At 64.7% G+C, this 11,531-nt stretch carries 14 protein-coding genes; 2 read left to right on the top strand and 12 right to left on the bottom strand.

Translation table 11 applies throughout. From position 1 onward, the window contains the following. Positions 1-14: 14 nt before the first annotated feature. Positions 15-821, bottom strand: a complete 807-nt coding sequence (locus JK199_RS11865) for a FadR/GntR family transcriptional regulator (RefSeq protein WP_342356321.1) — start codon at positions 819-821, stop codon at positions 15-17. On the opposite strand from JK199_RS11865, the gene JK199_RS11870 reads away from it, so the two are divergent. Further along, complete coding sequence (locus JK199_RS11870; RefSeq protein WP_113596916.1) at positions 803-1,753, top strand: LysR family transcriptional regulator; 951 nt, start codon at positions 803-805, stop codon at positions 1,751-1,753. The genes JK199_RS11865 and JK199_RS11870 overlap by 19 nt on opposite strands. Here the strand turns inward: JK199_RS11870 and JK199_RS11875 are convergent. The 11 genes from JK199_RS11875 to trbB are packed head-to-tail and all read right to left on the bottom strand — an operon-like array spanning position 1,671 to position 11,024. Next, positions 1,671-1,925 carry a DUF2274 domain-containing protein gene (locus JK199_RS11875; protein WP_061471321.1) on the bottom strand — a complete coding sequence of 85 codons (255 nt, stop codon included), beginning with the start codon at positions 1,923-1,925 and terminating at the stop codon, positions 1,671-1,673. The genes JK199_RS11870 and JK199_RS11875 overlap by 83 nt on opposite strands. Beyond that, positions 1,922-3,082, bottom strand: a complete 1,161-nt coding sequence (locus JK199_RS11880; RefSeq protein WP_212376198.1) for a TrbI/VirB10 family protein — start codon at positions 3,080-3,082, stop codon at positions 1,922-1,924. The genes JK199_RS11875 and JK199_RS11880 overlap by 4 nt, the downstream gene beginning before the upstream one ends. After that, a complete protein-coding gene (gene trbG, locus JK199_RS11885; protein WP_212376201.1) occupies positions 3,079-4,065 on the bottom strand; it encodes a P-type conjugative transfer protein TrbG in 987 nt (328 codons plus the stop codon). The genes JK199_RS11880 and trbG overlap by 4 nt, the downstream gene beginning before the upstream one ends. Next, the gene (gene trbF, locus JK199_RS11890; protein ID WP_212376204.1) at positions 4,065-4,745 is read right to left on the bottom strand and encodes a conjugal transfer protein TrbF; all 681 of its coding nucleotides are present in this window, start codon (positions 4,743-4,745) and stop codon (positions 4,065-4,067) included. The genes trbG and trbF overlap by 1 nt, the downstream gene beginning before the upstream one ends. Positions 4,746-4,747: 2 nt before the next feature. Further along, positions 4,748-6,013, bottom strand: a complete 1,266-nt coding sequence (gene trbL / locus JK199_RS11895) for a P-type conjugative transfer protein TrbL (RefSeq protein ID WP_212376207.1) — start codon at positions 6,011-6,013, stop codon at positions 4,748-4,750. Positions 6,014-6,017: 4 nt separating this feature from the next. After that, on the bottom strand, positions 6,018-6,290 hold the full coding sequence (trbK-alt, locus tag JK199_RS11900) for a putative entry exclusion protein TrbK-alt (RefSeq protein ID WP_212376210.1): 273 nt from the start codon (positions 6,288-6,290) through the stop codon (positions 6,018-6,020). Continuing rightward, positions 6,290-7,036, bottom strand: a complete 747-nt coding sequence (gene trbJ / locus JK199_RS11905) for a P-type conjugative transfer protein TrbJ (RefSeq protein ID WP_212376213.1) — start codon at positions 7,034-7,036, stop codon at positions 6,290-6,292. Before trbJ ends, trbK-alt begins: the two co-directional genes overlap by 1 nt. Next, complete coding sequence (gene trbE, locus JK199_RS11910) at positions 7,036-9,459, bottom strand: conjugal transfer protein TrbE (RefSeq protein WP_212376216.1); 2,424 nt, start codon at positions 9,457-9,459, stop codon at positions 7,036-7,038. The genes trbJ and trbE overlap by 1 nt, the downstream gene beginning before the upstream one ends. Before the next feature lie 7 nt (positions 9,460-9,466). Beyond that, entirely contained in the window at positions 9,467-9,733 is a 267-nt protein-coding gene (locus JK199_RS11915) for a VirB3 family type IV secretion system protein (protein ID WP_077807154.1), read from the bottom strand. Next, positions 9,733-10,059 (bottom strand): TrbC/VirB2 family protein, encoded by a 327-nt coding sequence (locus JK199_RS11920; protein ID WP_212376219.1) that lies wholly within the window; start codon positions 10,057-10,059, stop codon positions 9,733-9,735. The genes JK199_RS11915 and JK199_RS11920 overlap by 1 nt, the downstream gene beginning before the upstream one ends. Beyond that, on the bottom strand, positions 10,056-11,024 hold the full coding sequence (gene trbB / locus JK199_RS11925; protein WP_212376222.1) for a P-type conjugative transfer ATPase TrbB: 969 nt from the start codon (positions 11,022-11,024) through the stop codon (positions 10,056-10,058). Before trbB ends, JK199_RS11920 begins: the two co-directional genes overlap by 4 nt. A 214-nt stretch (positions 11,025-11,238) precedes the next feature. Here trbB and JK199_RS11930 point away from each other — a divergent pair, with 214 nt between their 5' ends. After that, positions 11,239-11,508 carry an HU family DNA-binding protein gene (locus JK199_RS11930; RefSeq protein WP_212376225.1) on the top strand — a complete coding sequence of 90 codons (270 nt, stop codon included), beginning with the start codon at positions 11,239-11,241 and terminating at the stop codon, positions 11,506-11,508. Positions 11,509-11,531: the final 23 nt, after the last annotated feature.

Consider the following 11,531-nt stretch of genomic DNA (forward strand, 5'->3'; position numbering starts at 1 on the left):
CCGTGACGCGCGGCTCAATCACTGTTCCCAGTATGATCAGAAAAAGCATGCACGAGCGGCCGGACAACCGCGCTGGCAGCACGAGCTGCGCGCGCGCCGTCTCCCTGCTCTATTGCCCGGAATATCCGTTCATGAGCGGCATAACCGGGTTCAGGCAGGCCATGCTCTTCCATGACAGCACGCCCTGCCTGACGCGCCGCGACAAGAAAGTATCGGTAAAGTTCAATCAGAGCTTCATTGTGGGTCGCTTCGGCGACCGCAAGATGAAATGCCGTATCTGCTTTCAAAAACCGATCAAGATCACTGCCCTCAGCCCACTCGCCGCGCGCCTTGAGTGTTTTCTCCAGCTTCCGAATGTCCCTGGCGGTCCGATGTTGCGCAGCCAGCCTGGCCGCTTCCGTTTCCAGAATGACACGCAGTTCAAAATGATCCCGGAGGCTGGATCGCGTGACGCGCCGCATGACTGCGGCAGGATCAAGTTCAAAGCGGACATAGGTTCCGTCCCCCTGCCGAACTTCCAGCACATCAGCATGGGACAAGACACGAATAGCCTCCCGCACCGTATTCCGCCCAACCTGCAGCATCTCGGCAAGTTCGGTTTCTTTTGGGATACGCTCTCCAACAGGCCACGCCCCGCTTTCAATTTTTTCCCGCATGGCATCAATCGCACAGTCAACGAGAGAGCGACGGGGAAGTTGGGAAAGTGAGGATGATCCAGACATAGGAGGAATTATAGCCCAAAAATTGACCTTGTCCCACGAAGATACGGAGCAAATCATAAGATCGACGGGATGAATTGGTGATGCAACGCTTCCATTCATTGAGTCTACGCGACCTTCATAGCCTGCTCGTTCTCGACGCCACCCATAGTCTGGGCCGTGCTGCCACTGCTCTCGACGTATCCGTCGCCGCACTGAGCCGCCGCCTGACGCGGATCGAGGACTCGCTGGGAATCACGCTTTTCGAACGGGGCACAGGGGGGACCGTGGTCACCAAGCCCGGGCGGCAGGTTCTCCGGCATGCTCGTCGAATCATGACAGAAGCCAATCATCTCGTGACCATTATAGCCAATGAAGCTGATTTGCCGGACGGTGAAATCCGTATTGGGGTCGCGCGGCCGCCACTTCATCCCACAATTGAGGCGTGGTTTCGGGCTTGGAACGAGCGCCATCCAAGAACGCGCATTGGCCTCTACGTACCCGACGGCGAAAGCATAGCTGCTTCGCTGGTCAAGCGACACGTTGACGCAGCAATTTTACCGGATTGTGTAATCAACGACACTATGGCGTCGTTCATTTTATATAATGACAAGCTTCTCGCGGTTCTGCCAGAGGAGCATCACCTGGCGAAGCTGCCCACTCTACCAATAGCCAAGATCATGAAGGAGCGACTTCTGGTCCCAGTCGATCCACATGAAGAACGACGCAACCATTTTAAACTCGACGCATTTGATCAACATGGGCATCTCGTGGTCCATACAGGCGGGATAATTACTCTTTTGTCGCAAGTGCGCTCCGGCGCGGGTATTGGGCTAACCAACACCGCGTGTCGTGATCTTCTGCCCTCTGGCCTCGCATTTCGCCCGATATCGGGCCTCGACGATAGCTTCAATGTACACTTGGCCTGGCGTGCCGAATCCGAGGATGCTTTCCTTGGTCGATTTGTAAGCTTCATGCGCACGCTGACCCGGACCCGCTCGCCTCCTTCTTTTGCGCGCGGCGTCGACGTTGGAAAGCCCGATCCCCCTCCATGAAACGAGCCAACATCGGCGCGATCAATTTCGGTGGCGTGATCTCGACCTGACCGCTTTCACGCGCCAGCAACCGCCCGTAGTCAACCAGATCACGATGTACGGCGGCTGGCAGCTCAATGGTCAGCCGCACCGGTTTGTCATTCTCAATCGGCCCAAGCCTAAGCTTCGTCATTTCGATGCCTCCTTTTCGTATGGAGAGAGAACCAGATCGCGATGCACCATCACCCGCACCGGAAAGCCCGGCCGGATTGTGTTGGTCGGCTGGATATTCAGCGAACGTCCGACGATCTGCTCGCCGATCTGGTTGAAGCCCTGTGAGCCGCCGGTGCGCAACGCCTGGGCGATGCCGTTGCCGCCGCTGATATCGGCCTCGGAGCCGATGCTGAGCACGGTCGAGACCAACGCTGCCTTGAACACCTCGCCCCAGTGGTTGTCGGTCTGGTCCTGCAATCCGGCAAACCCTGCCGCATCGGCAGCCGGCTCGTTCTCCAGCACAATCGAATCATTCGCACCGCGCATCAGCCGGATCCAGACCAGCAGTACCCGTTTCTGGCCATAGGAGATCTGGGAATCATAGCGGCCGATCAGCGTCGCGCCCTGCGGGATCAGCAGAATATGGCCGGTCGGGCTGTCATAGACATTCTCCGTCACCTGCGCCGTGACTTCGCCCGGCAGGTCGGAGCGGATGCCGGTAATCAGCGCACCGGGAATGACCGATCCCGCCTGGAGCACGTAAGGGCTGGGAACGGGTACCAACCGCTCAGCGCTGACGGTGCGGTGATCGACCGGCCCATCGAGGAACACCTGCTTGCGATCGGTAGCAACGCTACTGGGCGGGGTTGCCGTCGTGCCCGCCGTCGTCGGCGCTGCGACATCCCGCCCCATCTGCGTCTGGGTGAACAGGCGGCTGGCCCGCGCCGCTTCCTGTTCCTGGGCGATACGCTGCTTCTCTGGGTCAGCAGGCGCCGCCGGTGTCGTCATGCCGGGAGCGCCAACACCTGCCTTGAGCAACGGCCGGCCAAGGTCGCCGGGCAGCGGCGCCCCGAGCCGCGGCGGATGGTTATAATCGCCCGGCAGATTGGCCAGCCCGTCCGGCGTGGTGCGGCTTCCGGTATTGTAGAGTTCGGCATTGCTCTTCGGAGGCGCCGGCTTCAACGCCAGATAAAGCGCGCCGCCGACGCCGGCTGCGGCGACGACCGACAGGCCAAGGATCACCTTGCGCGACAGCCGCGTAACCGGCGGTCGAGTGATGCGCAACTGCATCTCACCCGGTGGCCTCACCGGCGGGGTGGCTGCCCTGGCGTTCCCGTTCCCGGCGCTCTCACTCATGACCGCCGCACCCCGTCGGTGCGGACGACGCGCACCACCTGCTGATGCTTCGCCCCCAGCCGCAATTCGGCCGCCGCGAACAGGCGATCGACGATCATCCGGTTGTCGCGCACGCGATAGTTCACGAGTTGACCGTCACCCTGCGGGCCAATTACCCAGAGCGGCGGCATCTCGCCCTGAGCGATGCCGGTCGGAAACTCGATGAAGACCTGCCGCCCGTCATCGAAGGCCCGTAAGGGCCGCCACGGCGCCTCGTCGCCTTCAATCCGATAGCGGAAATTCAGCGCATCGAGATCGACGCCGGTCACGACTGGAGTGCCAAGATCAGAATCCCGATCCTGACCGCGCAGGGTCACGATCTGGTCCTGCGGATAATCCCACGACACCGAAGCCATATAGGTCCGCTCGTCGGAGCGCAGTTCCAGATGGTAAGTGCGCCGGTCGGTATTGATGACCAGATTGGTGGTCAGATCCGGGCGCGTCGGCTTGAGCAGGATATGAATCCGTTTCGATGCCCCTACCCCGCTCTCGGTGTCGCCGATAATCCAGCGTACGGTATCGCCGGCGGCGACCGGTCCGGAGCCGACCAGCTTCTCGCCCGGCTGCAACGCGATATCGGTGATCTCGCCGGGTGCGGCGTAGAGCTGATACAGCGCGCCCTCGGAGAAGGGAAAGACCTGGATCGCGTTGAGATAACCGGCCCGCGTCGGCTGGACCCGCGCCGCACTATTGGCGCGCTCGACCCGTTGATGCGGATCGGCGGGCTCGGACGATGCATGCCGGAAGGGGATCGACTTGAGTTGACCCGGCAACGGCAAGGGTTCGGGCAGTGCCACCACCTGTACCGGCTTGGGCGGCTCCGGGGCGAGGATCGCCTGCCGGGGCGTATCGTCGTATCTGATGGCAGGTGGCTTCCATGAGGCGCAGGCCGCCAGCGGCGCCAGCAGGATCATGAGCGGCGCGATTGTGTTGAGGGTGCGCATCAGCCGAGTTCCCTGGACCAGTTGAGGGCGTGGATGTAGATGCCGAGCGGGTTCTTGCGCAGCCGCTCGGCATCGGTGGGCGTGGTGACGACGATGGTGAGGATCGCGCTCCAGCGCTCGGTGATGGCCAGCGCGCCGTCGACATAGCGGCGCTCGATCCACTCCACCCGGAAGCTGTCGTCGGAAGCGCGGATCACGCTGGCAATTTCGACCGCCACCTGCATCCTGCCGATCCGGCTGAAGGGATCATTGGTGCGGGCATAATCGTTCAGAGCCAGCGCCCCGCGATCGGTGACGTAGTTATAGGCATCGAGCCAGTTCTGCCGCAGCACCACCGGATCGGCGGGGATGCCGCGCACCTCGGAGATGAAGCGCGCCAGATACCAGGCGATCTGCGGATCGGTCGGCCGATAGGCGACCGTCGCCGGACCCACGGCCTGCGCCTGACCAAGATGGTCGATCTGCACCACCCACGGCGTAATCGTGCCGCGCGCCGACTGCCAGACCAGTCCCGCCGCCAACCCGCCGCTCAGGGCGAGCGTTCCGAAGAACGCCAGCCGCCAGTTGCGGGCCTGGACACGGGCCGAGCCGATGCGGTCGTCCCAGACCTGTGCGGCCTTGTGATAGGGCGTTTCCGGTTCTGGTGTTTTGCCGAACCGTATGGTGGGGCGGCGGAACATGGTTATTCTCCTTCCGAGAGATCGACGTCATGGCCGCCGCTGGGCCGGTCGCCGCCCTTGATCGCCTGCGCGGCGGCGTCAGCCCCGCCCCTGATCCGGTTGTTGCGCTGCATCCGGCTGGCCCAGGCTGGCGGCTTTCCGGCAGCACCCGCGCCACCGCCACCGCCACCGCCCGAAGCGGTCGCACCACCAGCGCCGCCGGTCGCGGCCGCCCCGCCGGCCTGATAGCTGGTGCGGACACTGGCCGCGGCGCGGCGCAACGGACTGGTGGCGGCAGACAATCCAGTCTTGGCGACACCGACCGCTCCGCCGGCCCGATAGGCGGCGGTGGTGCCGCCTGCGACAAAGGCACCACCCCGCACGGCGGCGGCCGCAGCCCCCACGGCCAGTCCAGCGCCAGACGCGGCAGCGACGCCGGCGCCAACGACCCCGGCGGCTGTAGCGACAGCGGATCCCGCGCCGAGTTGTGGCCCCCCGGCGATCAGCCCGTTAGCCAATGCCGGGCCGAACACGGTCAGGCCAAGCAGCGTCAGGGAGGCGAGGATCAGGGTCAGTGCGTCATTGATGGTCGGCGGGTTGTTGAAACCGCTGGTGAACTGGTCGAACACTGTCGAACCGATGCCAACGATGACGGCGAGCATCAGCACCTTGATCCCGGACGAAACGACATTGCCCAGCACCTTCTCGGCGAGAAAGGCGGTGCGGCCGAACAGGCCGAACGGCACCAGCACGAACCCCGCCAGGGTGGTCAGCTTGAATTCGATCAACGCCACGAAAAGCTGGATCGCCATGACGAAGAAGCTGATGACCACAATCAGCCACGCGATCAGCAATACCGCGATCTGGATCGCGTTGTTGAAGATGGCGACGAAACCGACCAGCGAAGAAATCGAGGTCAGGATCGGCTTGCCGGCATCGATGCCGACCTGCGCCAGCCGACCGGGCTGGAGCAATTGCGCCTGGGTGAGATGGCCGCCCCCAGCCTCAATCCCGAGCCCGGCGAAGGATTCATAAATGATCCGTGCCAGCCCGTTGAAATTGCCGATGATGAAGGCAAACAGGCCGATGAACAGGGTCTTGCGGATCAGCCGCGCCAGCACATCCTCGTCCGGTGCCAGCGCCCAGAACAGCCCGGCCAGGGTGATGTCGATCGTAATCAGGGTTGCGGCGAGCCAGTGGACATCGCCCTGCACCAGACCGAAGCCGGAATCGATATACTGGGTGAAGATGGCAAGGAAATTGTCGATGACGCCGGTGCCCTGCTGCATGGCGTCACCGTGCCGCGTCGGGGGAGAAGAAGCGCTTGCGGTTCTCGGCCCAGATCGCAGCACAGGCCGGATCGCCGTCGGCCTTCATGCCGAGCGCCTGGCAGCGCGCGAGGCCAGCGGCCAGCCGGTGACGCGATCCCGGCGGCCCGAGATCCGGCACGCCCATATCGCGAGGAGCGTGCCGGAGATGCAGGCTGGCGGCGATCAGGATCAGCACGACCAGCCCGATGGCTACGAGCCGGAAGATGATCGGCGGGGAGAGGCGCGGCGCGCGCATCAGTGGAACATCTGCGCGGAGCCGGGGGTATAGCCGGCACCGTAATTAAGGAAATTCGCCAGTTGCGCCCTGCCCTGCTCCTCGCTCTCGACCTGACGGGCGCCTTCCAGCGCCTGGGCGCGGCCCATCGCCGTAACGACGGCGGTGAGGTCGGCAAGCTGGCGCGTCTGCAATGCGGTAAGCTGGTTGCCCGATTGCGCGGCCTGCAAGGCGCCGGTCGAGGACTGGCTGGACGTGACCAGACTGTCGATTTGGCTGCGCGTGGCATCAAGATTCTGCACCGCGCCGGTCTGCACGCGCAGCCCGTCCTGATAGGCGCCACGCGCGTTCTGCCATCGGGTTTGCGCGTCGGTGATCATCTGGGTCGCCGACAACGGGCTGCCCAACGCCTGCGGATAGGTCTGCGAAAACGCCTGATTGATGCTGCTCAGATTATAGGAAAGCCCCTGGGCCTGACCGACGATCTGCTCCGTCTGCTGGATTGATTGCTCCAGCGGCGCCAGCACCGAGAGCGGCAGGTTGGCGAGGTTGCGGGCCTGGTTCTCCAGCATGGTTGCTTCGTTGAGCAGGCTCTGCGCCTGCTGGTTGACCTGCTGCAATTCCCGGGCGGCGGTGAGAACATTCTGCACATGATTGGCTGCGTCATAGACCGCCCATTGCGCATGGGCCGGTGCGCTTAGGGCAAGCGGCAGCACCAGGACAGCGCCGAACACGAAAACTGATTTCATTGTCGGTATGTTTTTCATTAACCTTCTCCCGAACTGAGCATCTCCACCGCCCATTCGACACCCTTGTGTGCCAGCCAGGCAGCCGCAAACCCGTCGCGCCCATGCCGGGCGAATATCCGGTCGATAGCGGCCTGATCGTCGGGCGAGGATGCGGCGGTGAACGCCAGCGCCACCTCGGACAGGCCGAGATCGAACAGCCGGTTGCCGCGCCGGGACTGGCAGTAATAATCGCGCTTGGGCGTGGCCCGGCTGAGGATCTCGATCTGGCGGTCGTTCAGCCCGAACCGGCGGTAGATCGCGGTGATCTGCGGCTCCAGCGCCCGGTCATTGGGCAGGAACACCCGTGTCGGACAGCTTTCGATCAGCGCCGGCGCGATGGGGCTGGCGTCGATATCGGCCAGCGACTGGGTGGCGAAGATGACCGAAGCGTTCTTCTTGCGCAGCGTCTTCAGCCATTCCCGGAGTTGTCCGGCAAAGGCGCGATCATCCAGCGCCAGCCAGCCCTCGTCGATAATCAGCAGCGTCGGGCTGCCGTCGAAGCGGTCCTCGATGCGGTGGAACAGATAGGACAGCACGGCGGACGCCGCACCCGAGCCGATCAGCCCCTCGATCTCGAAGGCCTGGATATCGGCGACGCCCAGCCGCTCATGCTCGGCGTCGAGCAACTGTCCCCACGGGCCGCCGACACAATAGGGTTGAAGGGCCTGCTTCAAGGTCAGCGACTGGAGCAGCGCCGACAGGCCGGTAAGGGTACGTTCCGCGACCGGGGCCGAGGCCAGTGAGGTCAGCGCCGACCACAGATGCTCCTTGAGATCGGGCGCAACGGTGACGCCCTCGCGCTCCAGCAGTGTCGCCACCCATTCCGCCGCCCAGGCCCGTTCGCCCGGCTCGTCGATCCGCGCCAGCGGCTGCAACGCGACGGGGTCGTTTCCGTCCTGCGCCAGCGCGCCGCCAAGATCGTGCCAGTCCCCGCTCATCGCCAGGGTGGCTGCACGGATCGAGCCACCGAAGTCAAAGGCGAAAATCCGGGCACCCGCATAGCGGCGGAACTGCATCGCCATGAAGGCCAGCAGCACCGACTTGCCGGCGCCGGTCGGCCCGGCGATCAGCGTATGGCCGACATCGCCGACATGGAGCGCGAAGCGGAACGGGGTCGAACCCTCGGTGCGGGCATAGAATAACGGCGGGGCGGCGAAATGCCCGTCGCGCTCCGGCCCGGCCCACACCGCGGAGAGCGGAATCATGTGCGCCAGGTTCAGGGTGGAGACGCAGGGCTGGCGGACATTGGCATAGACATGGCCCGGCAGGCTACCAAACCAGGCTTCGAGCGCGTTCACGCTCTCGCGCATGCAGGTGAAATCGCGGCCCTGGATGGTCTTCTCCACCAGACGCAGCCGGTCGCCTGCGACCGCCGGATCCTCGTCCCATACCGTCACGGTGGCGGTGACATAGGCCTGTCCGACCTGGTCGGTGCCGAGTTCCTGCAACGCCGCGTCGGCATCGGCGGCCTTGTTGGCGGCATCGGAATCCAGCAGCACCGAGGCCTCGTTGGTCATCACCTCCTTGAGGATGGCCATGATCGATTTGCGCTTGGCGAACCATTGCCGCCGGATCCGGCCCAGCACCCTGGTCGCATCGGTGCGGTCAAGGCAGATCGCCCGCGTCGACCAGCGATAAGGAAAGGCCAGCCGGTTCAGTTCGTCCAGCAGCCCCGGCCAGGTCTGGGTGGGAAAGCCGGTAATCGTCAGCGTGCGCAAATGCGCATCGCCCAATCGGGGCTCCAGCCCACCGGTCAGTTCCTCATCCACCAGGATGGCGTCGAGGTGCATCGGAATTTCCGGCACCCGGACCCGCTGCAGGCGCGTGGAGATGCAGGAATGGAGATAGGTCAGGGTTTCGCCGTCATCGAGCCAGTCGGCCTCGGGCATGAAGCCATCGAGCAGCGCCAGCACTCGGTCGGTCTGGTCGATGAAACCCGCGACCACCGCCCGCCAGTCGGCGCCGCCACGGGCGCGGTTCTCGTAGAGCCAGGCTTCCGCGCGGGCGGCATCGTCCGCTGGCGGCAGCCAGACCAGGGTCAGGAAATAACGGCTCTCATAATGCGCGCCCTCTTCCTCGAACTGTGCCCGGCGCTCGGCGTCCACCAGTTCCGAAGCCGGGTCGGAGAACGGGGTGAAAGGATAGCCGCGCGCTTGCCGGCGCTGCGCCTCAACGAAAATGGCCCAGCCGGAGCCGAGCCGACGCAGGGCGTTGTTCAGGCGGGACGTGATGGCGACCAGTTCGGAGGCGGTCGAGGACTCCAGATCGGGACCACGGAACCGGGCGGTGCGCTGGAAGGCGCCATCCTTATTCAGCACCACGCCTTTGGCGACCAGCGCCGCCCAGGGCAGGAAATCGGCCAGCCGATCGCGGCGGTGGCGGTATTCGGCGAGGTTCAGCATGGCGCCCTCATCCGACTAGATGGGTGGGATAGCGCAGATGCCGGCGCACCACGTCGACGAAGGCGGGATCGCGCTTCGCAGCCCAGACGGCGGCAAGATGGCCGACCAGCCAGAAAATGCCGCCAGCAATCCACAGCCGCAGGCCGAGCCCGATTGCCGCAGCCAGCGTGCCGTTGACGATCGCCACCGTGCGCGGCGCTCCGCCGAGCAGGATCGGCTCGATCAGGGCGCGATGCACCGGCGCGGTGAAGCCGGGAATGGCGTCCGGCTCCATCAGATCAGCGCCCCGCCCGAAAAGGAGAAGAAGGACAGGAAGAAGCTGGAGGCGGCAAAGGCGATCGACAGGCCAAAGACGATCTGGATCAGCCGACGGAAGCCGCCCGACGTTTCGCCAAAGGCCAGGGTCAGACCGGTCACGGTGATGATGATCACCGAGATGATCTTGGCCACCGGTCCCTGCACACTTTCCAGAATCTCGTTGAGCGGGGTTTCCCACGGCATGCTGGAACCCGAGGCGTAGGCCGGGGCCGACAGCAGGGCGAACGAGAGGGTGGCCCCAGCCATAGCGAAGCGACGGCGCAGGGCGATCATGTGGGTCATGACGGATCTCCGGCAGGTGCGAGGATGTAGTTCCCGTCCGGGCTCAGCCCTTGGACGGTGGCGAGTTCAGCCAGCCGGCGCGCACTGCCGCGCCCGGACAGGACCGCGATCACGTCGATGGTCTCGGCGATCAGAGCGCGCGGCACGGTGACGACGGCTTCCTGGATCAGTTGCTCCAGCCGGCGCAGGGCACCGATCGCCGACCCAGCGTGCAGGGTGCCGACGCCGCCGGGATGACCGGTACCCCAGGCCTTGATCAGGTCGAGCGCTTCGGCGCCGCGCACCTCGCCGATCGGAATCCGGTCGGGGCGCAGGCGCAGCGAGGAGCGCACCAGGTCGGAGAGCGAGGCGGCGCCGTCCCTGGTACGCAGGGCGACCAGATTGGGGGCCGCGCATTGCAGTTCGCGGGTGTCCTCGATCAGCACCACCCGCTCTCCGGTCTGCGCGATCTCGTCCAGCAGGGCATTGACCAGCGTGGTCTTGCCGGTGGAGGTGCCACCGGCAACCAGAATGTTCCACCGCTCCATCACCGCGCGGCGCAGAAACGTCGCCTGCGCGGCGGTCATGATCCCGGCGGCCACATAATCGTCGAGCAAGAACACCGCGACCGCCGGACGCCGGATGGCAAAGCAGGGTGCTGCCACCACCGGGGGCACCAGCCCTTCGAACCGCTCCCCGCTTCCCGGCAGTTCGGCGGAAACGCGCGGGCGGCCGGGATGGACCTCGACCCCGACATGATGGGCGACCAGGCGGACAATCCGCTCGGCATCGGCAGGCCCGATCCGGGTGCCGGTGTCCTCCATCCCACCTGCTAGGCGGTCGATCCATAACCGGCCATCGGGATTGAGCATCACCTCGACGATCGACGGATCGTCGAGATGGCCGGCAATGGCCGGGCCGAGTGCGGTGCGCAGCATGCGCGTGCCTCGGGCGACGGCTTCGGAGCGGAAAGGAGCGATAGACACCGGGAACCCCGCGATTAGCCTCCAGAGGGAGGCGATGGATCAGCGGGATCGATTAGAAAGAGGCAGGAACACGGAAGCGCAACAAGTCTCTGGGACCGTAGGGCGCCGGGATAGAAGAACTTGCATAGGGGTGTGTCGCCGTTTGGGCGGTGACGGGGCGACAGGGCGCTGCTACCGTTTTCTGGAATCGACCACGACACGGACCTGTGCCCGCATGAGCAAAGCCTTCATTGCTGCCATTCTTCAGGACTCGCTGGACTGCACCGGCGTTGCTGCCGCCAAGGCGGCCGATGACCTGGTCGGGGCCATCGTCGCCGAACTGAAGCAGGAGGGCGGGTTCACCCTGCCGTCCTTCGGGACGTTCACCGTCCACAAGACCAAGGCCCACAAGGCGCTCAATCCCCGCACCGGCGAGCCGGTGAAGGTCAAGGCCGGCAAGACCGTCCGCTTCAAGGCCAGTCCGAATCTCAAGAGGGCGGTCTGATTGAATGCCTAGTTCAGTGGCCG

The sequence above is a fragment of the Acetobacter persici genome (genome assembly GCF_018256955.1).
GTDB lineage: Bacteria > Pseudomonadota > Alphaproteobacteria > Acetobacterales > Acetobacteraceae > Acetobacter > Acetobacter persici.

What these genes read in the sequence shown, in the direction of transcription:
- JK199_RS11930 (WP_212376225.1), top strand. Translation starts at nt 11,239, where the DNA reads ATGAGCAAAGCCTTCATTGCTGCCATTCTTCAGGACTCGCTGGACTGC.
- JK199_RS11920 (WP_212376219.1), bottom strand. Translation starts at nt 10,059, where the DNA reads ATGACCCACATGATCGCCCTGCGCCGTCGCTTCGCTATGGCTGGGGCC.
- JK199_RS11880 (WP_212376198.1), bottom strand. Translation starts at nt 3,082, where the DNA reads ATGAGTGAGAGCGCCGGGAACGGGAACGCCAGGGCAGCCACCCCGCCG.
- trbF (WP_212376204.1), bottom strand. Translation starts at nt 4,745, where the DNA reads ATGTTCCGCCGCCCCACCATACGGTTCGGCAAAACACCAGAACCGGAA.
- JK199_RS11875 (WP_061471321.1), bottom strand. Translation starts at nt 1,925, where the DNA reads ATGACGAAGCTTAGGCTTGGGCCGATTGAGAATGACAAACCGGTGCGG.
- JK199_RS11870 (WP_113596916.1), top strand. Translation starts at nt 803, where the DNA reads ATGCAACGCTTCCATTCATTGAGTCTACGCGACCTTCATAGCCTGCTC.
- JK199_RS11865 (WP_342356321.1), bottom strand. Translation starts at nt 821, where the DNA reads ATGAATGGAAGCGTTGCATCACCAATTCATCCCGTCGATCTTATGATT.
- JK199_RS11915 (WP_077807154.1), bottom strand. Translation starts at nt 9,733, where the DNA reads ATGGAGCCGGACGCCATTCCCGGCTTCACCGCGCCGGTGCATCGCGCC.
- trbL (WP_212376207.1), bottom strand. Translation starts at nt 6,013, where the DNA reads ATGCAGCAGGGCACCGGCGTCATCGACAATTTCCTTGCCATCTTCACC.
- trbJ (WP_212376213.1), bottom strand. Translation starts at nt 7,036, where the DNA reads ATGAAAAACATACCGACAATGAAATCAGTTTTCGTGTTCGGCGCTGTC.
- trbK-alt (WP_212376210.1), bottom strand. Translation starts at nt 6,290, where the DNA reads ATGCGCGCGCCGCGCCTCTCCCCGCCGATCATCTTCCGGCTCGTAGCC.
- trbE (WP_212376216.1), bottom strand. Translation starts at nt 9,459, where the DNA reads ATGCTGAACCTCGCCGAATACCGCCACCGCCGCGATCGGCTGGCCGAT.
- trbG (WP_212376201.1), bottom strand. Translation starts at nt 4,065, where the DNA reads ATGCGCACCCTCAACACAATCGCGCCGCTCATGATCCTGCTGGCGCCG.